The sequence below is a fragment of the Nonomuraea glycinis genome (assembly GCF_014646515.1).
In the GTDB taxonomy this organism is placed as follows: domain Bacteria; phylum Actinomycetota; class Actinomycetes; order Streptosporangiales; family Streptosporangiaceae; genus Nonomuraea; species Nonomuraea glycinis.
This window is the reverse complement of the sequence record NZ_BMNK01000006.1, coordinates 369,049-391,640: the sequence shown is the minus strand read 5'-3', so window position 1 is coordinate 391,640 and position 22,592 is coordinate 369,049. Positions and strand designations below refer to the sequence as shown.

Genomic DNA, 22,592 nt, shown 5'->3' with positions numbered 1-22,592 from the left:
CAAGGATCCTCTCCCTCAAGGTTACGGCACCGTAAGTTAGATTACCGGAAGGAGATACAGGGCGAATAAGGTGGTCCGTATGCAACCCAGTGTGCGGGGCATTCTGCTGGATCAGGACGAGCGCCTGGTGATCTTCCGGCGCACCGTGCCCGACCGTGACATCTACTGGTCGGTGCCGGGCGGCCATGTGGAGCCCGGCGACGCGACCCTGGAGCACACCCTGCACCGCGAGCTCCTGGAGGAGCTCGGCGCGACCGTCTCCGCCGTGACCCCGCTGACCACGGTCAGCTACCCGTGGCAGGGCGGGGTCAAGATCCAGCACGTGTACGGATGCCGCCTGCTGTCGATGGATCCGGCCCTGCGGCACGGCCCCGAGTTCGAGGACCCCTCGCGCGGCGTCTACGAGGTGGAGCGGCTCCCGCTGGCGGAGTCGGAGATCACCTCACGCCACCTCGTCCCCGAGGCGGTGGCCGCCTACCTGTCGGCCCACATCACGGCCCTGCCGCGGCTCATCGCCGATCCTCGATCTCCCACAGATGGTCGATGACGTGCCAGACGAGCCGCCGCCTGGCGTAGCTCGGCGGCCAGCCGGTCTCCAGCGGCGGCTGCCAGGCGCGTGACAGCGTCTCGGCCAGCTCCGCCCGCATCGCCTCCCGGTCCGCCCGGGACTTCAGCGGCCGATGCTTGACGCCGACCTTGCGGGCGTAGGCGCGCTCGGAGTCCTCCACGTGGTGCACGATCTTGGTCAGGTCGCGCCCGCCGCCGCGCGGGCCCTTGCGCAGGTCCTCCGGCGCGACGGCGGCCACCTCGTCGAACAGCTCCCAGGCGGTCCGCAGCAGCGCCACCTCGCGCCGCGCCGTCGCCTCGTCGAACGGCTGGAGGTCCAGGTCCGGGACCTCGTACGGGACCCCGAAGTCGGTCATGTCGCCGCCCTTCACCTGCGCGACCACCACCGGTTCACCGGGCTCGAACGCCAGCCCGGTCCGCTCGGCGATCACCCGGTAGCGCGGCGCGTAGTCCATGAACCGGTCGATCGCGGCTTGTTCGTCCTTGGCCAGCCGGCACCAGCCGGGCCAGTCCAGCGAGCAGGCGAAGACCTTCTTCGTCCCTAGTTCGAGGTAGATACGGGTCATGCTGCCAGACAATCACTTTCGCTGGTCAGCGTCCTGCGGGTTCGACCAGATCGATCAGATCGGCGACCGAGTCGACGATCAGGGAGGGGCGGTAGGGGAAGCGGTCGATCTCGTGGCGCTGAGTGACACCGGTGAGCACGAGAATGGTGAACAGGCCCGCCTCCATGCCGGAGACGATGTCGGTGTCCATCCGGTCGCCGATCATGGCGGTGGTCTCGCTGTGGCCGCCGATCTCGTTGAGCGCGCTGCGCATCATCCGCGGGTTGGGCTTGCCGACGAAGTACGGCTCCACGCCCGTGGCCCGGGTGATCATGGCGGCGACCGCGCCGCAGGCGGGCAGTGAGCCCTCGGTCGAGGGGCCGACCGGGTCCGGGTTGGTGGCGATGAAGCGGGCGCCCGCCTCGATGAGGCGGATGGCGCGGGTGATCTGGGTGAAACTGTAGGTGCGGGTCTCGCCGAGCACCACGTAGTCGGGGTCGAGGTCGGTGAGCACGTAGCCGGCCGCGTGCATCGCGGTGGTCAGCCCGGCCTCGCCGATCACGTAGGCGGAGCCGCCCGGCCGCTGGTCGTCGAGGAACTGCGCGGTGGCCAGCGCCGAGGTGTAGATGGACTCGGCCGGCACGTCGAGACCGGCGCCGGCCAGCCGTACGGACAGGTCGCGCTGGGTGTAGATGGAGTTGTTCGTCAGGACCCTGAAGGGCATGCCCGACTCGCTGAGCCGCTTGATGAACGTGTCGGCCCCGGGCACCGGCCGCCCCTCGTGCACGAGGACGCCGTCCATGTCGGACAGCCAGTAGTCGATCTTCCTTCGGTCGGTCACGCGGCCCATCGTACCGATTCCGGCATATCGACTTCCCACCCCGTACGTGAACAATGTTCTTCATGTCGTTCACCGAATCCGCGCAGGACATGCGGGACGAGCTCGTCCAGTTGCGTCACTCGCTGCACACCACACCGGAGCTGGGCCTGGCGCTGCCGCGCACCCAGGAGAAGGTGCTCACCGCCCTCGACGGGCTGCCGCTGGAGATCACCCTCGGATCGGGCCTCAGCTCGATCACCGCCGTCCTGCGGGGCGGCCGGCCGGGGCCCGCCGTGCTGCTGCGCGGGGACATGGACGCGCTGCCCGTCGCCGAACGCAACGACCTGCCGTACATCTCCCAGATCGACGGGCGGATGCACGCCTGCGGGCACGACCTGCACACCACGATGCTGGCGGGCGCCGCGCACCTGCTGAGCGCCCGGCGCGAGGAGCTGGCGGGGGACGTGATCTTCATGTTCCAACCAGGTGAGGAGGGGTATGAAGGCGCCAAGCACATGATCGACGAGGGGGTGCTGAACGTGACGGGCACGCCTCCGGCCGCCGCCTACGGCATGCACGTCGTCTCCTCGATCCTGCCGCCGAAGGTGTTCGCCTCCCGGCCCGGCCCGATCATGGCGGCGGCCGACGTGTTCACCGTGACGGTCAAGGGCAGTGGCGGGCACGGCTCCACCCCGCACCGGGCCAAGGACCCGATCCAGGCGGGCTGCGAGATGGTCTCGGCGCTGCAGTCGATGGTCACCAGGACGTTCGACGTGTTCGATCCCGTCGTGGTCACGGTGGGCAGTTTCCACGCCGGGTCCACCGACAACGTCATCCCGGACGAGGCCCGCTTCGAGGCCACGGTGCGCACCTTCAGCAAGAGCAACCGGGCGCTGGTGAAGCGGCGGCTGGTGGAGGTGGTGGAGGGCATCGCGGCGGCGCACGGGCTGGGCGTGGAGGCGTCGTTCGGGATGGGCTATCCGGTGACGGTCAACGATCCCACCGAGGCCGACTTCGCCGGGCGGACGGCGGACGCGCTGTTCGGGCCCGGCCGTTACTTCGTCGCGCCGCAGCCGGTCATGGGCTCGGAGGACTTCTCGTACGTACTGGCGGAGGTGCCGGGCGCGTTCGTCTTCCTCGGCGCCTGCCCGCCGGACCGCGACCCGGCGACCGCGGCCTACAACCACTCCCCCGAGGCGCAGTTCGACGACGCGGTGCTGCCGGACGGGGCCGCGCTCTACGCCTCGCTCGCGCACACCCGGCTGAGCACCGCCGATGCGAGCCTGGGCGGTTGACCGGCCCGGCCCGATGGGGTCCCGGCCGCTGCGGATGGTGGAGCGGCCGGTGCCGGTCCCCCGGCCCGGCGAGGTGCTGGTGCGCGTCGCAGCGTGCGGCGTGTGCCGGACCGACCTGCACCTGGCGGAGGGGGATCTGGCGCCGCACCGGCCGCTGACGACGCCCGGCCATCAGGTGGTGGGGCGCGTGGTGCGGCCCGACGGAAGCGACGGGGGCCGCGCCGGCGTGGCCTGGCTGCGCTCGACCTGCGGAAGCTGCCGCTACTGCCTGCGTGACCAGGAGAACCTCTGCCCCTCCTCCACCTACACCGGCTGGGACGCCGACGGCGGCTTCGCCGAGTATCTGACGGCGCCCGCCGCGTACGTGTACCCGCTCCCTGAGGACGTGCCGGCCGAGCGGCTGGCGCCGCTGCTGTGCGCGGGGATCGTCGGCTACCGGGCGCTGCTGCGCTGCGACCTGCCGCCGGGCGGCCGGCTGGGCGTGTACGGCTTCGGCGCGTCGGCGCACCTGACCGCGCAGGCCGCGATCGCGCTGGGCGCCGTCGTGCACGTGGTCACCAGGGCGGCCGCGCACCGGGAGCTGGCCCTGGAGCTGGGCGCCGCCTCCGCGCTGGACCGGCCGCCGGAGCCGCTCGACGCGGCCATCCTGTTCGCGCCCGCCGGCGAGCTGGTGCCCGTCGCGCTGGAGGCGCTCGATCGGGGCGGCACGCTCGCCGTGGCCGGGATCCATCTGACCGACATCCCGTCACTGAACTACGACCGGCACCTGTTCCAGGAGCGGACGCTGCGCAGCGTCACCGCCAACACCCGAGCGGACGGCCGCGCTTACCTGGATCTGGTACGAGCGCATCCGCCCGTGGTGCGCAGCGTCCCCTACGCCTTCGAGGACGCTGACCAAGCCCTGACAGATCTGTCCAATGACCAGGTCAAAGGCGCTGCCGTTCTGCACGTATGCTGAGGACACGCAGCGTGGAAAGAAGCGTCATCTCGCAGGGGCATGAAGGAAAGTTACATTAGCCTCACAACCACTGGAGATTATTGACGCGCCCCGCCCCCGACCGTAGGGTCCGGTCAACCCCAACAGATCCTCATCAGGTCCGAACTTCCCCGGAGCGGTACATGAAGCGACTAGCAGCGGTAGTGACGCTGGCGAGCCTCGCCGCCGTCACGGCCTGCAGCGGCGGCGGCACCACCAACCAGTCCGGTTCGGGCGGTGGGGGCGGCCTCTTCACCACGATCGACGTGAACAGGCCGGGCCTTGAGCCATCGGCCCCGGCCAACCCGTACGCCCCCAAGGGCAACTCGTTCGTCGGCTACAACGCGATGAACATCGCCTGGGTCAACAACCATCTGACGGACCCCAACCAGGCTCTGCCCGGCATCGCGGCGAGCTGGGAGATCGCTCCGGACAACTCCTCCATCACCCTCAAGCTCCAGCCGAACGCCAAGTGGTCCGACGGCAAGAGCGTCACCGCCGAGGACGTCAGGTTCTCCATCGGAGTCGCCTACACCCAGGGCAGTACGGCCTTCTCGACCACCCCCGGCGCGGCGGGCGCCGCCGCTGAGGTCACCGTCGTGGACAACACGACCGTGAAGATCACACAGGACATGGCCAATCCCAGCCCCAAGTTCGCTCGGGGAGTTTTCGACACCATCGTGCTGCCCGCACACGTGTGGTCCAGCGTGCTGCCCGCCGACTTCTGGGACAAGTTGAAGGCCTCGCGTGGTGAGGGCGCCGACGCGGAGAAGGCGCGGGAGGAGATCCTGGCCCTGGGTGCGAAGGTGCTGGCCTTTGCCCCGCCGAAGGACGTGTCCGCTGGTCCGTTCGTGCTGGAGCGGGTCAACCCCGGCGAAGCCCTGCTGGTCAAGAACAAGAACTTCTTCAACGCCGCCAACGTCGCCCCCTCCCAGGTGAAGTTCCTCAACTACACCGGCAACGAGCAGATCTGGAACTACCTGAGCTCCGGCAAGCTCGACCACTCCGGCTTCGTCGCGGCCCCCACCGACGTGATGAACCGGATCAAGGCGGCGCCGGGCAGCGAGGTCATCAAGGGCTACTCACCGGTGGCCGTGGGCCTGGCGTTCAACCAGTCCAAGAAGCCCTACGACAACGTGCATGTCCGCAGAGGCCTGGCCTACCTCATCAATCGCGAAGAGGTCACCAAGGTCGCCTCGCCCGAGGGCGGCACGGCGGCGACCACCACCAGCGGCATCCACCAGAAGGCCGCGCAGGCGTGGATCCCCGAGACAGTGGGCGAGCTGGAGCCGTACAAGACGGACGTGGCCAAGGCCGAGGAGGAGTTCAAGGCGGCCGGGCTGACCAAGAAGGACGGCAAGTGGACGCTGGCCGACGGCAAGCCGTGGAAGATGTCCATGCACGCGCCGTCCGGCTTCTCCGACTGGCTGTCCGCCCAGGAGAACATCAAGAGCCAGCTCATCAAGGCCGGGGTCGACGCTGAAGTCGTCACCACCACCGACTACCCGCTCTACCTGGAGGAGCTGGCGGCTGGCAAGTATGACGCGGGCTTCTGGCTGATGGCACTCGGCCCCGCGCCGTACGACATCTTCCAGCGCCTCTACGGCGCCTCCAACGGCTGGGCCAACGTCGCGGGCAAGGTCTCGCACTCCCCCGCCGGCAAGAGCGGCAACTGGATGGGCGGCGCCGAGGAGATCGAGGTCGACGGCGCCAAGATCAACCCTGGCGAGCTGACCGGCAAGCTCAACTCGTCCACCGCGGATGAGGCCAAGCCGATCATGGCGCAGCTGGCCAAGGCCGCCAACCAGGACCTGCCCGTCATCCAGCTCTGGGACTACGTCAACAACCAGTTCGTCAACAACAGCCGCTTCACCGGCTGGCCGCATGACGACGAGATCCTCCGTTCCGGCGCCAAGGTGCTCCTGTCCGGTGTGTGGATCCAGACCGGCATGATCAAGGCAAAGAAGTAGCGGCTTATGACACCTATCGCCAAGCGACTCGCGGGCCACCTGGCCCGCGGGTTCGTCATGATCCTCGTCGTCGCCACGATCAGCTTCTTCATCATCAACAACATCCCCGGCGATCCCATGGCGGCTCGCTTCGAGGAGCTGATCGAGCAGGGCGCGTCGCCGGAGGCGGCCGCGCAGTCGGTCAAGGTGCTGTACGGCTTCCAGCCGGACGGCTCGATGTGGCAGCAGTACCTCGACTACATGGCCGGCCTGTTCCGCCTGGATCTCGGCCAGTCCGTCACCAGGCCGGGCACCCCGGTGCTGGACGTGCTCCTCGAAAAGGCGAAATGGACCGTTCTACCGGTGCTGATCGGCACGCTGGTCAGCTTCCTCGTCGGGATCATCCTCGGGGTGTACGCGGCGATCAAGCGCACCGGCAAGCTGGGTGACGCCCTGGCCATCTCGGGATCCCTGCTGCACGGCATTCCGCAGTATGTGCTGGCGATGCTGCTCGTGGTGATCTTCGCGACGCTCATCCCGATCCTGCCGGCCGACGGGCCGGTGGACATCCTGTTCGAGCCGGGCTTCAACGCCGGCTACATCGGCTCGCTCGCCGAGCACGCGGTGCTGCCGGTGGTCACCTACGCGCTGTCGGCCTACGGCGGCTGGATCCTGGCCATGAAGTCCAGCGTGGTGACCGTGCTGGGCGATGACTTCATCCTGGCCGCTGAACTGCGGGGCATGAAGCGCTCGATCGTCTTCCGTTACATCGCGCGCAACGCCATCCTGCCGCTGTTCACCATCCTCGCCCTCTCCCTGGGGCTGCTGATGGGCGGCGCGGTCTTCATCGAGAAGATCTTCAACTATCCGGGGCTCGGGCTGCTGCTCATCGACAGCGTCAACGAGCGTGACTACGCGACCATGGGCGGCGCCTTCCTGCTGATCACGGGCGCGATCATCATCGCGAACATCGTGGCCGACCTGTTCTACACAGTCATCGACCCACGGGTGCGCAGCGGAGAGGAGTCGGCATGAGCGCCACACTCATCCCCGAGGCGGCGTCGGCCACCGGGACCATACGCCGCAACTTCTGGCGCGGCGTATGGCGGGTGATGAAGCGCAAGCCGAGCCGGATGGCCGGTGTGATCATCTGCGCCGGCTTCGCCTTCATGGGCGTCTTCGGGCCGATGTTCTACCCGGGCAACCTGCCGGGCGACGCCAACCAGATCACCCAGCCGCCGAGCTGGGCGCACTGGTTCGGCACCGACCCACAGGGCCGGGACGTGCTGGCGCTGGTGATCACGGGCTCCCGCTACGTCCTGCTGTGCGCGGCGGTGACCGCGGTCATCACGGTCGTCGTCGGCACCTCGCTCGGCCTGTTCTCCGGCTTCAAGCGGGGGCGCTGGGACACGGTGCTGATGCGGATCACCGACATGAAGCTCACCATCCCCGGTCTGCCGCTGCTGCTGGTGCTGGCGACCGTGTGGAAGTTCGGCAGCCCGATCCAGATGGGCCTGGTGCTCGGCCTGCTCGGCTGGGGCGGGGTGGCCAGGGCGGTGCGCGCGCAGACGCTGTCACTGCGGGAGCGCGGCTTCATCGAGGCGGCGCGCGGGCTCGGCCTGTCCACGAGACACATCGTGAGCAGGGAACTGCTGCCCAGCATGGCCCCCTATATCGCGATGAACATGCTCATCTCGGTCACGGGTGCGGTCTATGCGCAGGTGGGCCTGTTCTTCCTCGGTGTTCTGCCGTACGAGTCCGACAACTGGGGGGTCATGCTCAACCTGGCCGTGTTCCAGGCAGGGGCCATGATCCAGCCGAACGCGCTGGGCTACCTGATGGCGCCCTTGCTCGCGATCCTGCTGCTGACGCTCGGCATCGTGCTCGTGGTGGACGCCATGGACGAGATCTTCAACCCCCGGCTGCGTGAGGAGTAGCAGTGCCAGAACAAGCGCCGGGAGTGCGCATCGACGGCCTCACGGTCGTCTACAAGACGGCGGCGGGCGAGCTGCCCGCCGTGCGTGACATCAGCCTGACCCTGGAGCCCGGCACGATCACCGGCATCGTCGGCGAGTCCGGCTCCGGCAAGTCGACGCTGGCCCTGTCGCTGCTGAACGCGGTCCAGCCGCCGGGCCGGATCGCGGCCGGCAGCGTGGAGATCGACGGCCTCGGCGACGTGGTGGGCCTGCGGGGCGAAGAGCTGCGCAAGGCCAGGGGCAGGCACGTCGGGTACGTCTTCCAAGCCGCCCAGAACTCCCTGAACCCTCTCAAGACAGTCGGCAAGCAGCTGCTCGACCTGGGCCGCTCGCACGGCGTGGAGGACCTGCGGGGCCTGGTCCGCGAGGCCAAGGAGCTGCTGGGCCGGATGGGCCTGGACGGCGCCCGGGTGCTCGACTCGCACCAGCACGAGCTGTCGGGCGGCATGCGCCAGCGCGTCGGCATCATGCTGGCGCTGGTGCTCAACGCCCACCTGGTGGTGCTGGACGAGCCGACCACCGCCCTGGACATGATCACGCAGGCGAACATCCTGAAGATCGTCCGTGAGGTGCACGCCGAGCGCGGCCTGACCACCCTGGTGATCACGCACGACATCGGCGTGGTGGCCGAGGTCGCCGACCGGCTCGCCGTCATGTACGGCGGGCGGCTGGTGGAGCAGGGTCCCACCCGCGAGGTGCTGGGCGCGCCCAGCCACCCCTACACCAGGGGCCTGATCAAGGCCATCCCGCGCCTGGTGGGCGACATCGACGAGGCCCAGGCACTGCCGGGCCGGCCGCCGACGCTGACCTCGGTGCCGGACCAGGGCTGCGTCTTCAGGGACCGGTGCCCGCTGCGCATGGACGTCTGCGACACCGTGGACCCGGCGGCGGTCCCGCTCGGATCGAGGATCGTCGCCTGCCATGCGGTGAACGTGAAGGAGCACGCGTGATTACCGGCCAGGGCATCGTCAAGACCTTCAAGCAGCGCGGCAACATCCTGGGCAGCCGGGAGGTGCGGGCGCTGCGCGGGGTGGACTTCGCCATCCCCAAGGGCGGCGCGGCGTCGTTCATCGGCGAGTCCGGCTGCGGCAAGACCACGCTGGGCCGGATCATCGCCGGGCTGGAGTCCTACGACGAGGGCGAGCTGGTCATCGGCGACACGGCCATGTCGGAGCTGAAGCACAAGCAGCGGCAGCCGCACTTCCGCAAGATCCAGCTGATCCACCAGGACCCCTACTCCGCGCTCAACCCGACCCGGACCATCCACCAGACGCTGCACGCCCCGCTCAGCCTGCGCGCCAAGCAGACCGGCCGGTCGAAGAAGTGGATCGAGGAGCGGGCGGCCGAGGTGCTGTCGCTGGTGGGGCTGGACGCGGGCACCGTGCTGGCCCGCTACCCGCACCAGCTGTCCGGCGGGATGCGCCAGCGGGTCGTGATCGCCCGCGCGCTGACGGTCGACCCGGAGATGCTGGTCGCCGACGAGGCCGTGTCGATGATCGACGTGTCGCTCCGGCTGGGCATCCTGGCCCTGCTGAAGGACCTGCGCGAGCGGCTCGGCGTCAGCGTGCTGTTCATCACCCACGACGTGGCCACCGCCCGCTACATCGGCGGCGACGGCGAGCTCTACGTGATCTACCGTGGTCAGGTCGTCGAGCGCGGCCCGGTGGACACGGTCATCGCCGATCCGGTGCACCCGTACACGCAGTCGCTGCTGTCGGCCATCCCGGTGCTGCACGGGCTGGAGCAGCCCGGCGAGCAGCCGGTGGTGCCGCTGGAGCCGCTGGACCAGCTCCTGGACGACACCGGCTGCCTGTTCACCGGGCGCTGCCCGTTCCGCGGCGAGCGGTGCGCCGGGGAGCGCCCGCTGCTGCAGGTCACGGAGGGGGTCCCGCAGGAGCACGCGTGTTTCTATCCGGAGCGCCGCAGCGTGATCGCGCGCCCGCTGAGCGAGGTGTGAGGTGGCCGCTGCCGAGCGGGTCCGTCTCGCCGGGGCGGCCGAGCTGGACGAGGCCGGCGAGGTGGCGGAGGCGGCGCTGACGTACGACGCCGGCGAGGGGGCCGAGCTCGTGCGGCGGCTGGCCCGCCCGCCGCGGGACCGGCGCTGGACGGCGTTGCTGGCCGACGGCGGCGTCGCCATGGCGTCGATGTCCACCGCCGACCCGGCCGTCGGCCACCTCGACCTGCTGGCCGTGCACCCGGACGCGCAGGGGCGCGGGCTCGGGCGCGAGCTGGTGCGCGCGGCCGAGGACTGGCTGCGCGAGCAGGGCGCGCTACGGGCCCGCTTCGCCGGCAATCCGCCGTGCTACGCCTGGCCGGGCATCGACGTGCGCTACACCGCCGCCGCCTGCCTGGCCGAGAGGCTCGGCTACGAGCGCTACCAGGTCGCCTGGAACATGACCGCCGACCTCGACGACGCGGATCTGAGCGTGGCCGAGGGCCTGGAGCGGCTGGCGGAGGCCGGCGTGGCCGTGCACGCGGCCGGCCCGCCGGCGAGCGAGGACCGCGAGCGGGTGGTGGCGTTCGTCCGCGAGCACTGGAACGACAGCTGGGCGTGGGAGGCCGCCACCGCCGCCGGCGTGCACTACGCCGAGCGGGACGGCGCCATCCTGGCCTTCGCCGCCTGGGGCGCCAGGCCCGGCTGGTTCGGCCCGACGGGCACCGCGCCGGCTGCCAGGAAGCTCGGGCTGGGCCGGGTGCTGCTGCGCCGCTGCCTGGCCGACCAGCGCGCGGCCGGCCAGCGGACCGCCCAGATCGGCTGGGTCGGCCCGCTGCGGTTCTACTCACGCGCCGTCGGCGCCCGCGCCGAACGGGTCTTCTGGCTGTACGGGCGCGAACTGGCGTGAAATCACCCGTACAGGAGCGATCCGTCGGGGTGGCCGGGCTCGGGGCAGAGCGCGCGCGGATCCTCGCCGGCGTCCAGGCTCCGGCTGAGCGTGTCGGAGCCCCACAGGTGGTCCAGGAACAGCTCGGGCCCCCGCCAGACCAGGTCGTCGGCGTACAGGGTGCGGGCCACGTGCAGCATCGACAGCCCCGTCAGCACGGGCCGGAACGCCGACGCGTCGTGCACGTGCAGCTGGACGCCGCTCACGGGGGTGCCGGCGTGCTTGTGGAACGTCGGGGTGAACCACGTCTGCCGGAACCGCACCCCCGGCAGGCCGAGCGCGGTGAGCGCGGGCGCGAACCTGTCGTCCGCGTACGGTGCGCCGACCAGCTCGAACGGCCGGGTGGTGCCGCGCCCCTCGGAGAAGTTCGTCCCCTCGAACAGGCCGGTGCCCGGATAGACCAGGGCGGTGTCGGGCGTCGGCATGTTCACCGACGGCATCACCCAGGGCAGGCCGGTGGCGGCGAAGGTGAGCTGGCGCCGCCAGCCTTCCATCCGGATCACCCGCAGATCCACGTCGAAGCCGAACAGCGTGGCCAGCTCGCCGGCCGTCCTGCCGTGCCGCAGCGGCAGCGGGAACCTGCCCACGAAGCTGGCGAACGCCGGATCGAGCGGCGGCCCCTCGGTGATCGTGCCGCCGAGCGGATTGGGCCGGTCGAGCACCACGAACCGCAGCCCCAGCCGCGCCGCCGACGCCAGCAGGTCGTACATCGTCCAGACGTAGGTGTAGAAGCGGGCGCCCACGTCGGCGATGTCGAACACCAGGGTGTCCACGCCGGAGCGCGCCACCAGCTCGTCCAGCGCCTGGCCTGCGGCCTTGTGCGTGTCGTAGATCGGCAGTCCGGTGCGGCGGTCCACGGTGTCCTGCTCGCTGAAGTTCGCCTGCGCGGTGCCCCGGACGCCGTGCTCGGGCCCGAACAGCGCGGTGAGCGGCACACCGGCCGCCATCAGGGCGTCGACGGTGTGGGTCAGGTCGGGCAGGACGCCGGTGGGGTTGGTGATCAGGCCGAGGCGGGATCCGCCCGCCAGCGAGGGATCCGCGGCCAGCCGTTCGGCGCCGGTTCGTACATAGGTCATAACCCCATAGTCTGAAAGATATTTACAACAGATACGTAAAGGGTGGAAATTAGCGTCATGATTGATTCGCTACCCGAGCTGCCCACCGAGCAGAGCGATCCCCGCTACAGCCAGATCGATCAGCTCCCCACGGGCGAGATCGTCAAGCTGATGAACGAGGCCGACGCGAGCGTGCCCGCGGCCGTCGCGCTGGCCGTGCCCGCCATCACCGGCGCGATCGAGGCGATCGCGGCCCGCATGCTCAAGGGCGGCCGGCTGCTCTACGTCGGCGCGGGCACGTCGGGGCGGCTGGCGGTCCTCGACGCCTCCGAATGCCCGCCCACCTTCGGCACCGACCCCGAGCTCGTGCAGGGCGTCATCGCCGGCGGCCCGGACGCGCTGACCCGCTCCGTCGAGGGCGCCGAGGACGACGCCGAAGCCGGCGCCGCCGCGCTCGCCGGCCTTGACGTGGGCCCGCTCGACTCGGTGGTGGGCGTCTCCGCCAGCGGGCGCGCCCCCTTCGTGCTGGGCGCGCTGGCCGAGGCGACCCGGCGGGCGGCGCTGACCGTCAGCCTGTCCTGCAACGACGGCGCGCCGCTGTCGGCCGCCGCCGAGCACCCCATCGAGGTGGTCGTGGGACCCGAGGTGGTGACCGGCTCCACCCGGCTCAAGGCCGGCACCGCCCAGAAGCTGGTGCTCAACATGATCTCCACGGTCTCGATGGTCCGGCTCGGGCGGACGTACGGCAATCAGATGATCGAGATGTCGGCGATGAACACCAAGCTCGCGGGCCGGGCGGTGCGCATGGTCAGCGACATCGCCGGCGTCGGCCGCGAGGTCGCCGCCGAGGCCCTGGACGCGGCCGGGGGGCAGGCCAAGGTGGCGGTGCTGATGATCCAGCACAGCCTGGACGCCGAGCAGGCCCGCGCCCTGCTGCACTCCCACGGCGAGCGCCTCAGCGACGCCCTGAGCGGCTGAACACCTGACGAGCCTGAACGAACGGGCTCACGGGGACGAGAGAACGGGGATGTGGGGGAATGTCTGATCGGCTGGACGCCATCCTGGCGGAAGCGGTGCCGCGCGTGTGCCCGGCCGCGGTGGCACTGATCGCGGTGGACGGGGCAGTGGTGGCCGCCCGCGCCACCGGCGAGCTGATCCGGTACGGCGACGCCGCCTTCACCCTCGCCGAGGACAGACCGCCCGCGCGGCGCGACTCGGTCTTCGACCTGGCGTCGATCAGCAAGCTGTTCACCACATCCGTCATCGGGTCGCTGGTGGAGGAGGGGCTGCTGGATCTGGACGAGCCGGTGGCGACCTGGCTGCCGGGACGCGACGCCAGGATCACGATGCGCCGCCTGCTGACCCACACGGCCGGGTTCCAGCCCACCCGGCGCATCGACCTGGAGCTGCCGGACGCCGACCCGGCCACCCGCCTGGCCGCCATGCTGGACACGCCCATCACCGCGCCGGTCGGCGGGCCGTACCTCTACTCGGACGTCGGCCTGATCATGGCGGGCCGGGTGGCCGAGGTGGCCGGCGGCGCGCCGCTCGACAAGCTGGTCCGGGCCCGCGTCACCGGAGTGCTGGGAATGGCCGGCACCGGCTACCGGCCCGCGGCCGGCCTGCTGCCCCGGATCGCCGCCACGGAGTGGAAACCCGAGCGCCCGGGGCCCGGCTGCGTGCGCGGCGCGGTCCACGACGAGACCTCCTACGCGCTCGGCGGCGTCGCCGGGCACGCGGGGGTGTTCGGCACCGCCGACGACCTGCTGCGCCTCGGCGAGGCGCTCCGGCTCGGCGGCGGCCCCATGCTGGGCCCGGAGATGGTGGCCGAGATGCTGCGCGACCAGGGGGCCGAGGGCGCGCCGTTCCGGCACGGGCTCGGCGTCCGGCTGGGCGACCCCGGCATCGTCGGCCCGCTGGAGGGCGCCTTCGGCCACTCCGGCTTCACCGGCACCAGCCTGGTCGTCGACCCGGCGCACCGGCTGACGGTCATCCTGCTGACCAACGCCGTACACCCGCTGCGCGGCCGCGACGGCATCCGCGACCTCCGCACCGCCGTCGCCACCGAGGCCCTGCACCTGGCCCGCCGAACGTAGCCTGGCCCGCCAGATCCAGGCCGGCCTGCCGGACGTAGCCTGACTCACCGAACCGAGCCTGGCCCACCGACCCAGACCGGCCCGCCGGACGTAGCCTGGCTCCTGAAGCCTGGAAGGAGCGCACCCGTGCCCGTGCACCTGAATCACACCATCGTGGCGGCCCGCGACAGGGACGCGACCGCCGAATTCCTGACGGACGTCCTCGGCCTGCCACCCGCCACGACCTTCGGACCGTTCAAAGTGGTCTCGCTCGGCAACGGCGTCTCGCTCGACGTCGTCCAGGCCGGGCCCGACGTGCCCTCCCAGCACTACGCCTTCCTGGTCGGGGAGGACGAGTTCGACGAGATCTGGGGGCGTATCAAGCGCTACGGCCTCACCTACTACGCCGACCCGTACCACCGGCAGGCCGGCCAGATCAACACCAACGACGGCGGCCGCGGCCTCTACTGGCTCGACCCGAACGGCCACAACCTGGAGATCATCACCGTCCCGTACGGCGGCTGACCCGGCGGGGACGACGTCCGGCTCCCGCACGGCGGCCGGACGGTGACCCCCGGGCCGTGGACCGCAAGAATTCCCGGGAAGGACCGTGTACGGGCGGGCAAAGACAGGTGTGCCCATCTCATTCCGGAGTTCTTGAGTGATCACCGCCCCAGACGCGTTCACAGCGGTCTTCGACGCCCACTACACGGAGATCCACCGATATCTCGGCCGCCGGGCCGGCCTGGACGTGGCCGAGGACCTCGCGGCCGAGACCTTCCTGATCGCCTTCAGACAGCGGAAGCTGTTCGACGCCTCGGTCGGCGAGATCAGGCCGTGGCTCTACGGCATCGCCACCAACCTCCTCAGGAGGCATCGGCGTGCCGAGCTGCGCCACTACCGTGCGCTGGCCAGGACCGGGCCGCCACCCGACGACGACGGACACGACCAGCGGGTGGTGGACCGGCTCACCGCCGGGGTCACGATCGCCCGGCTGGCCGAGCTGCTGTCAAGGCTCTCGACCGGCGAGCGTGACGTGGTGCTGCTCGTCGCGTACGCCGGGCTGAGCTACGCGGAGGTGGCCCATGCCCTGAACGTCGCCGAAGGCACCGTCGCCTCACGGCTGAGCCGGGCCAGGACGAAAATGCGCGAGGCGCTGGGAGTGGAAGCATGAAGAGCGAATTCGAGTTCATCGACCGCGTGATGCCGGACGTCCCTCCGCCCACACCCGCGCAGCTCGCCGCGGCGCGCGCCCGGCTGGCCGAAGCCGCGCGTGCCACGCCCCCGGCGGCACCGGGCCGGCGGGTGATGGTGCTGGCCGCGGCGGCCGTCGTGCTGGTGATCGGCGCGATCGCGGCCCTGATGCCCCCGGCCGCGCGGCAACCCGCCGCCGCCACGCCCTCGCAGGTGCTCGCCGCGGCGGCCGGCAGGCTGGCGGCCCAGCCGCCGGGTGCCGGGCGCTACTGGCGGATGGAGACCGAGGAGCTTCTCAGGACCAAGGGCGTGGACGGCTACCTCGTCGAGGAGCGCGGCCTCGATGTGCTGGCCTTCGGTCCGGACGGCGACGTGTACGGCTGGTACGAGGCCGTCTCCACCACACCGTACGGCGCGAAGAACACCGAGACCTGGCGACGGGCGGGCTCCCCCAGGCTCTGCCCCGCCCCCGGCTGCGACGAGAACCTGCGCCACTACCCGCGCCAAGCCCTCGATGAGGCCCTGACCTTCCACGCGGTCCGGAGACCGGGCGGCGGAGGGGCCAGGTGGGCGCCGACGCGGGCCGAGCTGCTCGCACTGCCCCAGGAGGCGGCCGCGCTCAAGGCCGAGCTCTCGAAGAGGTATCCGGCCGGCGGCTCGGTGAGCCGCGCGGACTGGCTGCTGGAGACGGGCTCCCGGTTGGTGCTGAACGTCCCGGCCACCCCCGGCACCCGTGCCGCGGCCTACCGTATGCTGGCCACGCTGCCCGGCGTCAGTGTGATCGACGACGTGCGCGACCCCGCAGGCCGGGCCGGGGTCGCCCTCCAACTGCCCGCCTCGGGAGCCGACCTGGTCCAGCTCGTCATCGACCGGCAGAGCGGTGACCTGCTCGCGGTCCAGCACGTCGCCCCCGTACCGGGGCTGCCTCCGGGCGTGCCGTGGTCGGCCTCGATCATCAAGCGGGCCGGCTGGGGTGACGCCCGCCCGGTGCCGCCGCCCGGTTGCGCGGGTTGTGCGGGTACGTACTGAAACCTCGCTCAGGCCGGCGGGGCCAGGGCTTCCAGGGCCTCCGCGGCCCGGCGCATCGCCTCCTTCGGGTCGGCGGAGATGATGTCCGGCGAGAAGTTGAGGTCGTGGAACACCTCCGTCACCCCTTCGGCCGCGAGCGCGTCGACGTCGCGCCGGATCTGCTCCGGCGTGCCCTGGAGCAGCCGCCGGTCCGGGCCGCCGTCCGGCCCGATCCGCGTCACCCCCCGGCAGACGAACCGCAGCGCCTCAGGGTCCCGGCCCGCCTCCTCGGCCTCCGCCTTGATCATCCGGATCCGCGGCCCGATCGCCGACAGGTCCTCCTTGCTGGAGCTGACCCACCCGTCCGCCAGCCGGCCCGCGCGCCGCAGCGCCGCGTCGGTCTTGCCGCCGAGCAGGAGGGCCGGCGCCGGCTCCGGCTTTGGCTCCAGGTAGGACGGCGGGATCCGGTAGAACTCGCCCCGGTGCTCGACCACGTCGTCCGTCCACACCTTGCGCAGCACCTCGACGAACTCCTCCGCCCTGCGCCCGCGGCGCGCGAAGTCCGTCCCGGTGGCCTCGAACTCCTCCGGCACCCAGCCGAGCCCGATCCCGGCCGTCAACCTGCCGCCGGAGAGGATCTGCAGCGTGGCGAGCTGCTTGCCCAGCATGGCCGGCTGGACGTAGGCGTTGAGCACGGCCACACCGAGCCGGATGGAGTGCGTCGCCCCGGCCAGGTAGGACAGGGCGACGAGCGGATCGTGGGCGCTGCGGTAGGTCTGCCCCATCGGGTGCCCGACGGGATAGAGCAACCGCTGGAAGGTCCACAGCTCGTGATAGCCGAGCTCCTCCGCCCGGGTGGCCACGCGGCGCATGTGGTCGGGGGTGGCCCAGGGCCCTGACTGAGGCACGGCGAAACCTATTCTCATGAGCCCTAGTCTGTACGAGTGGGTCTTGAGGCGGAGCTGGCAGGGGTCGCGGGAGCGTACGGCGGCAGGGGTGAGCCCGTCCTCCATCCGACGCGGACGGACGTGGTGGTGCTGCGCCGCGGCGAGGTCGTGGTCAAGGCGCACTCGTTACGCGACGACGTGGAGGCGCTGCGGCCACGGCTGCGCGCGACCGCCTCGGCCGCGCTGGCCGGAATCATGCTGGCGCCGCTGGAGCCGGAGGTGCTGTCGGTGGCGGGCCGCGCGGTGACGGTCTGGCCGGCCGGGCGCCCCATCAGGCAGGACGAGACGGACTCCGCGCCCTGGGAGGAGGGGGCGAGGCTGCTCGCCCGGCTGCACGCCGTCCCGCTCACGCTGCTGCCGGCGCTGCCTCCCGCGGGTGGTCCCGCCCGGGCGGCCCGCGCGGTGCGGCGCATGACCGGCGACGGCCCCGTCGAGCAGCTCGTACGGCGGGCGTTCGCGGAGTTGCCCGCCCCGGAGCGGCTCCCGGCCCTGGCGACCCATGGCGACTGGCACCTGGGCCAGCTCGTCCGGCGGGACCGCTGGCTGCTCATCGACGTGGACGACCTCGGCGTGGGCGACCCGGCCTGGGACCTTGCCAGACCGGCCGCCTGGTACGCCGCGGGGTTACTCGAACCTGCCGTCTGGGATCGCTTTCTGGGCGCTTACCAAGCCTCCGGCGGGCCCGCGCTGGGCGCCGGTCAGGACCCGTGGCAGCGCCTCGACCTGCCCGCCAGGGCGCTGACCGTGCAACTGGCCGCGGTGGCGGTGGTCAACGCCGCCCGCGAGAGCCGGGAACTGGACGAGGTCGAGCATTCGTTGGTCGAATCGTGCAACAGAATCGTCAGAGCATGACGGCGTTGCGCGCGGTAGGTTTTGCTCAACACCACGAGGCCGAGGAGACCGACTAGATGCAGTGCCCGAAGTGCCGCGGAAACATGCGGACATATGAGCGCAACGGCGTCCACATCGAGCAGTGTGACGGCTGCCGGGGAATCTTCCTGGACTACGGCGAGCTCGAGACGCTGTCCCGGATGGAGTCGGCCTACCACGCCACTCCCCCGCCTCCCGCGCCCGGCCCGGCGTGGGGAGCCCCTCAGCACCATGGCGGCCACGGCGGCCACTACGGTCACAAGCGCCAGCGCAGCTGGGTCAACCAGCTGTTCTCGACCTGATCGAGCGAGCCGGCCGCGCGCCCCTGGTGCGCGGCCCGGTTCGTACGGCCGGCTCAGCCGAGGATTACGGCCGGCTCAGCCTTCGTACGGCCGGCTCAGCCGGGGAAGTCGTCGGGGTCGACCGGTGAGGTGCGGGCGTTGCCGCCGGTGATCGCGTGCAGGGTGATGCGCCAGTCGGTCCAGCGGATCTGCGTGGCGGTGATCGTCGTCTTGAACTTCACGGACTTCTGAAACCGCTGGAAGCTGCATTCGCGGTTGAAGGCGCCCCCCTTGCGGTCCCAGTCGACGCCGTGGGTGAAGTAGACCCGGTAGGTGCCGTCGCTGACGTTGTTGATCTTGAACTTGGCCTTCCTGCGCACGTACACGCTGAGCACTTTCGACTTGCCGCGCATCACGTTGATGACCGCGTCGCGGCTGCCGCCGTTGTGGATCTGCAGGAAGCTGCGCCCGCCCAGGCCGCTCTTGCGCAGGAAGGTGCCGTTGCTCAGCCGCCTGGTCTGCTTCTTGCCCGCCTTCACCGACACGATGTCGGCCGGATAGTCGCCGGCCGCCTGCAGCGCCTCGCCCGTCTTGTCGAGCTCGGACAGCGAGCCGCCGAGGTCGGCGAGCACGGCGGGCGGGGTGCACAGGTCGAAGGCGCCGACCTTGACCGCGGTCGCGTCGAGATCGCCCGCCACCTGGCGCAGGCTGGCGACGTAGGCGTCGTGCTGGGCCTGGACCTCGGGCGGCGGCGCCAGCGCGGCGAGCTCGGTGGCGGCGCCGTCGAGCGCCTTCCTGGTCCGTTCCACCCGCTGGTCCAAGGTCTTGACGGTACGCGCGGCCACCATCGACTTGATCGCGCCGCTCATGCTCTTCTGCCTGGTGGCGAGCTCGGTCTTGTACGCCTCGGCGGTCAGCGCGCTCGGCGTGGGGCTCTGCTCCACCGAGGTGCCGGGGTCGCCGCCTCCGGCGACGCCGCTCGCCTTGGGCTCGCCGCCGGTCAGGGTCGGGCCCGTCGAGGTGCACGCGCTGAGCGTGAGTGTCGCCAGGGCGAGTGCGCAGGGAATCATCCGGGAGGCAGCCACCCGCCACACTATTTCCCGCTTCATCCCACCACGTCAATCTGCGTTCAAGCCACTACACCCTTTATGTCCCGCAGCAGGTGACAGGCCACGACCATCGACTGATTCGCTCCGTTCGTCCTAGAGTCGGCTCATCCCCCCACTGGAGGTCAGGCATGTCGAGCATCCCCGTCCTGCTCCGCGACCGGATCGCGGCCACTCCCGACGCCGAGGCCTACCGCACGCCCTCGGGTGACGGCTGGAGCTCGATGTCCTGGCGGGAGGTCGGCGAGCGGGTGCGCGGGCTGGCGCTCGGGCTGGCCGAGCTGGGGGCCGGCCCGGGCACCAGGGTGTCGATCCTCTGCTCCACCAGGGTCGAGTGGGTGCTGTGCGACCTGGCGGTGCTGTCGACCGGGGCCGCCACCACCACGATCTACCCGTCCAACACCGCGGCCGAGTCGGCCTTCGTCATCACCGACTCCGGCAGCACGATCGTCATCGCCGAGAACGACGACCAGGTGGCCAAGCTCACATCCGTGCGCAAGGAGCTGCCCGACGTCACCAACGTCGTGGTGATCGACGGTACGGCCGGCGACGACGGCTGGGTGATCACGCTGGACTCGGTGCGCGGCGAGGGCGACTACGACGCCATGGTGGACGCCATCGGGCCGGACGCCGTGGCCACGCTCATCTACACCTCCGGCACCACGGGCCGCCCCAAGGGCGTCGTCCTCACCCATGACAACTGGCTCTACGCCGCCGGCGCCGTACGCGAGCTCGGCCTGCTGTCCGGCGATGACCTGCACTTCCTGTGGCTGCCGCTGTCGCACTCCTTCGGCAAGCTGCTGGAGGTGGTGATGATCGGCGTCGGCGTCCCCACCGCCATCGACGGCCGCCTGGACCGGATCGCCGACAACCTCGGCATCCTCCAGCCGACCTTCATGGCCGCGGCGCCGCGCATCTTCGAGAAGATCCACAACACCGTGACCGCCACCCAGCGGCGCGAGGGCGGCGTCAAGCTGAAGATCTTCGAGTGGGCGCGGGCGACCGGCATCAGGGTCGTCAAGGCACGCCAGCACGGCGCGGCGATCCCGCTGACCACCCGGCTGGAGTTCGCGGTGGCGGACCGGCTGGTCTTCAGCAAGCTGCGGGCCAGGTTCGGCGGCCGTATCCGCTTCTTCATCTCGGGGGCGGCGCCGCTCTCGCAGGAGATCGCCGAGTTCTTCGACGCGGCGGGGCTGACGATTCTGGAGGGCTACGGCCTCACCGAGTCCTCGGCCGGCAGCTTCCTCAGCCGGCCCGGCAACGTGAAGTTCGGCACGGTCGGGCTGCCGTTCCCCGGCACGAAGGTGCGCATCGCCGAGGACGGGGAGATCCTGATCGGCGGGCGCGGCATCATGCGCGGCTACCACGACCTGCCGGCGGAGACGGCCGAGGCACTGGAGGACGGCTGGCTGCACACCGGCGACATCGGCGAGCTCGACGCCGAGGGACGGCTGGCCATCACCGACCGCAAGAAGGAGCTGATCAAGACCTCCGGCGGCAAGTACGTCGCGCCCACCTATCTGGAGGGCCGGCTCAAGGCGACGTGCCCGTACCTGTCGCACGTGTTCGTGCACGGTGACCGCCGCAACTACTGCACGGCGCTGGTGACGCTGGACCTGGACGTGACCGTACCGTGGGCGCGGTCGCTCGGGCTGCCCACCGACCCGGAGGAGCTGCGCACGCACCCGCGCATGCGCGAGGAGGTCGAGAAGGCGGTCGAGCAGGTCAACGCCGAGCAGGCCAGCTATGCCACGATCAAGAAGTTCGCCATCCTGGCCCAGGACTTCACGGTCGAGGGCGGGGAGCTCACGCCCAGCCTCAAGGTCAAGCGCAAGTCCGTCGAGCAGCGGTACGGCGACACCCTCGACGCCTTCTACCAGGATCCCGTCTGAGCGGCGGGACGCCCTCCGACGAGCTTCCGCGGCGTCGGCGCACCAACCCCCGAGGTGACGTTCCACGAACGGTTCCGGCGCCGCTCGTCACGTCGCCACGCCGACGGCGTACGATCTCCAAAGCGCATGGTGGCCGAACCGTTCGGCATGGCAAGATAGTCCGATCGATTCGCGGCGATCTTCGCCGATCTAGGAGCATCTATGCGACGTGCTCGCAGTATGGGTGGCCTGAGGGACATGCCCGAGGGGGAGTCCCGCAGGACAGGGCCGACGGCCCTGCGCATGCTGGTCGGGGCGCAACTGCGGCGGCTCCGCGAGGCGCGGGGGATCACGCGCCAGCGCGCCGGCCACGAGATCCACGGCTCGCACTCCAAGATCAGCCGCATGGAGCTCGGCCGGAGCGGTTTCAAGCTCCACGACGTGGCCGACCTGCTCTCTCTGTACGGCGTGGACGAGGCCGAGCGCTCGGCCGTGCTCTCCCTCGCCGAGCAGGCCAACTCCCTCCCCTGGTGGCAGGAGTACCGCGACGTGATCCCCGACTGGTTCGAGGGCTATCTCGGGCTGGAGCAGGACGCGTCACTGATCCGCATCTACGAGGTGCAGCTCATCCCGGGCCTGCTGCAGACCGAGGACTACGCGCGCGCGGTCATCGCCCAGGGCTATGACACCGTCACGGCCGAGCAGATCGAGCGCCGGGTGGCGATGCGGATGCACCGCCAGCGGATCCTGATCCCGCCCTCCTCGCGCAAGGTCTGGGTGGTGCTGGACGAGGGCGCGCTGCATCGGCAGGTCGGCGGCAGCGCCATGATGCGCGCCCAGCTCGAACACCTCGCCGAGGTCGCCGGCCGGCCGCACATCACGATCCAGGTGCTGCCGTTCACCTCCGGCGCCCATGTCGGCGGGGTGGGGCCGATCACCATCATGCGCTTCGCCCAGGCGGAGCTGAACGACGTGGTCTACCTCGAACAGGTCAACGGCGCCCAGTACCTCAGCAGGGAGTCCGAGGTGCTCCCCTACCAGCATCTGCTGAACAAGCTGGGCATCCACGCCCAGCCCATGGCCTCCACCCCGGCGATCCTCCGCAGGATCATGAGCCGGCTGTAGGCGGTCCCACCATGGTCGCGGCTGCAAGACCCGCTGTGGTCGCAGCCGTA

General features: G+C 70.8%; 23 protein-coding genes. 18 read left to right on the top strand and 5 right to left on the bottom strand.

The window, feature by feature from the left end; all coding sequences use genetic code 11:
• The first annotated feature begins 79 nt into the window (after positions 1 to 79).
• Entirely contained in the window at positions 80 to 547 is a 468-nt protein-coding gene (locus tag IEY87_RS20070) for an NUDIX domain-containing protein (RefSeq protein ID WP_189140214.1), read from the top strand.
• Here IEY87_RS20070 and IEY87_RS20065 read toward each other — a convergent pair.
• Both IEY87_RS20065 and IEY87_RS20060 read right to left on the bottom strand, forming a co-directional pair.
• On the bottom strand, positions 510 to 1,133 hold the full coding sequence (locus IEY87_RS20065; protein WP_189140213.1) for a hypothetical protein: 624 nt from the start codon (positions 1,131 to 1,133) through the stop codon (positions 510 to 512). The two genes, IEY87_RS20070 and IEY87_RS20065, sit on opposite strands and share 38 nt — an antisense overlap.
• Before the next feature lie 25 nt (positions 1,134 to 1,158).
• Complete coding sequence (locus IEY87_RS20060; RefSeq protein WP_225277508.1) at positions 1,159 to 1,962, bottom strand: HAD-IIA family hydrolase; 804 nt, start codon at positions 1,960 to 1,962, stop codon at positions 1,159 to 1,161.
• A 53-nt stretch (positions 1,963 to 2,015) separates the two neighbouring features.
• Between IEY87_RS20060 and IEY87_RS20055 the strand changes: the two genes are divergently transcribed.
• From IEY87_RS20055 to IEY87_RS20020, 8 genes are all read left to right on the top strand, one after another.
• The gene (locus IEY87_RS20055) at positions 2,016 to 3,227 is read left to right on the top strand and encodes a M20 metallopeptidase family protein (protein WP_189140211.1); all 1,212 of its coding nucleotides are present in this window, start codon (positions 2,016 to 2,018) and stop codon (positions 3,225 to 3,227) included.
• Positions 3,208 to 4,185 (top strand): zinc-dependent alcohol dehydrogenase family protein, encoded by a 978-nt coding sequence (locus tag IEY87_RS20050; protein WP_189140210.1) that lies wholly within the window; start codon positions 3,208 to 3,210, stop codon positions 4,183 to 4,185. Before IEY87_RS20055 ends, IEY87_RS20050 begins: the two co-directional genes overlap by 20 nt.
• Before the next feature lie 161 nt (positions 4,186 to 4,346).
• Entirely contained in the window at positions 4,347 to 6,173 is a 1,827-nt protein-coding gene (locus IEY87_RS20045; RefSeq protein WP_189140209.1) for an ABC transporter substrate-binding protein, read from the top strand.
• A gap of 6 nt (positions 6,174 to 6,179) precedes the next feature.
• On the top strand, positions 6,180 to 7,187 hold the full coding sequence (locus IEY87_RS20040) for an ABC transporter permease (RefSeq protein ID WP_189140208.1): 1,008 nt from the start codon (positions 6,180 to 6,182) through the stop codon (positions 7,185 to 7,187).
• On the top strand, positions 7,184 to 8,089 hold the full coding sequence (locus tag IEY87_RS20035) for an ABC transporter permease (protein ID WP_189140207.1): 906 nt from the start codon (positions 7,184 to 7,186) through the stop codon (positions 8,087 to 8,089). The genes IEY87_RS20040 and IEY87_RS20035 overlap by 4 nt, the downstream gene beginning before the upstream one ends.
• A gap of 2 nt (positions 8,090 to 8,091) precedes the next feature.
• The gene (locus IEY87_RS20030) at positions 8,092 to 9,078 is read left to right on the top strand and encodes an ABC transporter ATP-binding protein (RefSeq protein WP_225277507.1); all 987 of its coding nucleotides are present in this window, start codon (positions 8,092 to 8,094) and stop codon (positions 9,076 to 9,078) included.
• Positions 9,075 to 10,085: an ABC transporter ATP-binding protein gene (locus IEY87_RS20025; protein WP_189140206.1), complete on the top strand. Its 1,011-nt coding sequence runs from the start codon at positions 9,075 to 9,077 to the stop codon at positions 10,083 to 10,085. Before IEY87_RS20030 ends, IEY87_RS20025 begins: the two co-directional genes overlap by 4 nt.
• A gap of 1 nt (position 10,086) precedes the next feature.
• Positions 10,087 to 10,971, top strand: a complete 885-nt coding sequence (locus IEY87_RS20020) for a GNAT family N-acetyltransferase (RefSeq protein ID WP_189140205.1) — start codon at positions 10,087 to 10,089, stop codon at positions 10,969 to 10,971.
• A gap of 2 nt (positions 10,972 to 10,973) precedes the next feature.
• On the opposite strand, the gene IEY87_RS20015 is transcribed toward IEY87_RS20020, so the two are convergent.
• On the bottom strand, positions 10,974 to 12,086 hold the full coding sequence (locus tag IEY87_RS20015) for an exo-beta-N-acetylmuramidase NamZ family protein (RefSeq protein WP_189140204.1): 1,113 nt from the start codon (positions 12,084 to 12,086) through the stop codon (positions 10,974 to 10,976).
• 57 nt (positions 12,087 to 12,143) lie between these two features.
• On the opposite strand from IEY87_RS20015, the gene murQ reads away from it, so the two are divergent.
• The 5 genes from murQ (at position 12,144) to IEY87_RS19990 (ending at position 16,363) form a co-directional block, all read left to right on the top strand.
• The gene (gene murQ, locus IEY87_RS20010; protein WP_189140203.1) at positions 12,144 to 13,043 is read left to right on the top strand and encodes an N-acetylmuramic acid 6-phosphate etherase; all 900 of its coding nucleotides are present in this window, start codon (positions 12,144 to 12,146) and stop codon (positions 13,041 to 13,043) included.
• Positions 13,044 to 13,102: 59 nt separating this feature from the next.
• A complete protein-coding gene (locus tag IEY87_RS20005) occupies positions 13,103 to 14,161 on the top strand; it encodes a serine hydrolase domain-containing protein (RefSeq protein ID WP_189140202.1) in 1,059 nt (352 codons plus the stop codon).
• A gap of 126 nt (positions 14,162 to 14,287) precedes the next feature.
• The gene (locus IEY87_RS20000; protein WP_189140201.1) at positions 14,288 to 14,665 is read left to right on the top strand and encodes a VOC family protein; all 378 of its coding nucleotides are present in this window, start codon (positions 14,288 to 14,290) and stop codon (positions 14,663 to 14,665) included.
• 136 nt (positions 14,666 to 14,801) lie between these two features.
• A complete protein-coding gene (locus IEY87_RS19995; protein WP_189140200.1) occupies positions 14,802 to 15,314 on the top strand; it encodes an RNA polymerase sigma factor in 513 nt (170 codons plus the stop codon).
• Positions 15,311 to 16,363 carry a CU044_5270 family protein gene (locus IEY87_RS19990; RefSeq protein WP_189140199.1) on the top strand — a complete coding sequence of 351 codons (1,053 nt, stop codon included), beginning with the start codon at positions 15,311 to 15,313 and terminating at the stop codon, positions 16,361 to 16,363. The genes IEY87_RS19995 and IEY87_RS19990 overlap by 4 nt, the downstream gene beginning before the upstream one ends.
• A gap of 8 nt (positions 16,364 to 16,371) precedes the next feature.
• Here IEY87_RS19990 and IEY87_RS19985 read toward each other — a convergent pair whose 3' ends face one another.
• The gene (locus tag IEY87_RS19985) at positions 16,372 to 17,268 is read right to left on the bottom strand and encodes a TIGR03619 family F420-dependent LLM class oxidoreductase (RefSeq protein WP_189140198.1); all 897 of its coding nucleotides are present in this window, start codon (positions 17,266 to 17,268) and stop codon (positions 16,372 to 16,374) included.
• 18 nt (positions 17,269 to 17,286) lie between these two features.
• Here IEY87_RS19985 and IEY87_RS19980 point away from each other — a divergent pair, with 18 nt between their 5' ends.
• Together IEY87_RS19980 and IEY87_RS19975 are read left to right on the top strand one after the other, a co-directional pair.
• Positions 17,287 to 18,141, top strand: a complete 855-nt coding sequence (locus tag IEY87_RS19980) for an aminoglycoside phosphotransferase/kinase family protein (RefSeq protein ID WP_189140197.1) — start codon at positions 17,287 to 17,289, stop codon at positions 18,139 to 18,141.
• A 56-nt stretch (positions 18,142 to 18,197) separates the two neighbouring features.
• Entirely contained in the window at positions 18,198 to 18,461 is a 264-nt protein-coding gene (locus IEY87_RS19975) for a TFIIB-type zinc ribbon-containing protein (protein WP_189140196.1), read from the top strand.
• 95 nt (positions 18,462 to 18,556) lie between these two features.
• Here the strand turns inward: IEY87_RS19975 and IEY87_RS19970 are convergent, their stop codons facing one another.
• Positions 18,557 to 19,525: a hypothetical protein gene (locus tag IEY87_RS19970; protein ID WP_225277506.1), complete on the bottom strand. Its 969-nt coding sequence runs from the start codon at positions 19,523 to 19,525 to the stop codon at positions 18,557 to 18,559.
• A gap of 152 nt (positions 19,526 to 19,677) precedes the next feature.
• Here IEY87_RS19970 and IEY87_RS19965 point away from each other — a divergent pair, with 152 nt between their 5' ends.
• Together IEY87_RS19965 and IEY87_RS19960 are read left to right on the top strand one after the other, a co-directional pair.
• Complete coding sequence (locus IEY87_RS19965; protein WP_189140194.1) at positions 19,678 to 21,438, top strand: AMP-dependent synthetase/ligase; 1,761 nt, start codon at positions 19,678 to 19,680, stop codon at positions 21,436 to 21,438.
• A gap of 237 nt (positions 21,439 to 21,675) precedes the next feature.
• Complete coding sequence (locus IEY87_RS19960; protein WP_225277505.1) at positions 21,676 to 22,542, top strand: Sco1979 family transcriptional regulator; 867 nt, start codon at positions 21,676 to 21,678, stop codon at positions 22,540 to 22,542.
• Positions 22,543 to 22,592: the final 50 nt, after the last annotated feature.

Bases quoted from the DNA above. Each gene is read 5' to 3' on its own strand.
- IEY87_RS20045 (WP_189140209.1), top strand. From the start codon at position 4,347: ATGAAGCGACTAGCAGCGGTAGTGACGCTGGCGAGCCTCGCCGCCGTC.
- IEY87_RS20070 (WP_189140214.1), top strand. From the start codon at position 80: ATGCAACCCAGTGTGCGGGGCATTCTGCTGGATCAGGACGAGCGCCTG.
- IEY87_RS19990 (WP_189140199.1), top strand. From the start codon at position 15,311: ATGAAGAGCGAATTCGAGTTCATCGACCGCGTGATGCCGGACGTCCCT.
- IEY87_RS20060 (WP_225277508.1), bottom strand. From the start codon at position 1,962: ATGGGCCGCGTGACCGACCGAAGGAAGATCGACTACTGGCTGTCCGAC.
- IEY87_RS19985 (WP_189140198.1), bottom strand. From the start codon at position 17,268: ATGAGAATAGGTTTCGCCGTGCCTCAGTCAGGGCCCTGGGCCACCCCC.
- IEY87_RS19965 (WP_189140194.1), top strand. From the start codon at position 19,678: ATGTCGAGCATCCCCGTCCTGCTCCGCGACCGGATCGCGGCCACTCCC.
- IEY87_RS20055 (WP_189140211.1), top strand. From the start codon at position 2,016: ATGTCGTTCACCGAATCCGCGCAGGACATGCGGGACGAGCTCGTCCAG.
- murQ (WP_189140203.1), top strand. From the start codon at position 12,144: ATGATTGATTCGCTACCCGAGCTGCCCACCGAGCAGAGCGATCCCCGC.
- IEY87_RS20005 (WP_189140202.1), top strand. From the start codon at position 13,103: ATGTCTGATCGGCTGGACGCCATCCTGGCGGAAGCGGTGCCGCGCGTG.
- IEY87_RS19960 (WP_225277505.1), top strand. From the start codon at position 21,676: ATGCCCGAGGGGGAGTCCCGCAGGACAGGGCCGACGGCCCTGCGCATG.
- IEY87_RS20050 (WP_189140210.1), top strand. From the start codon at position 3,208: ATGCGAGCCTGGGCGGTTGACCGGCCCGGCCCGATGGGGTCCCGGCCG.
- IEY87_RS20035 (WP_189140207.1), top strand. From the start codon at position 7,184: ATGAGCGCCACACTCATCCCCGAGGCGGCGTCGGCCACCGGGACCATA.
- IEY87_RS19975 (WP_189140196.1), top strand. From the start codon at position 18,198: ATGCAGTGCCCGAAGTGCCGCGGAAACATGCGGACATATGAGCGCAAC.
- IEY87_RS20065 (WP_189140213.1), bottom strand. From the start codon at position 1,133: ATGACCCGTATCTACCTCGAACTAGGGACGAAGAAGGTCTTCGCCTGC.
- IEY87_RS20015 (WP_189140204.1), bottom strand. From the start codon at position 12,086: ATGACCTATGTACGAACCGGCGCCGAACGGCTGGCCGCGGATCCCTCG.
- IEY87_RS20040 (WP_189140208.1), top strand. From the start codon at position 6,180: ATGACACCTATCGCCAAGCGACTCGCGGGCCACCTGGCCCGCGGGTTC.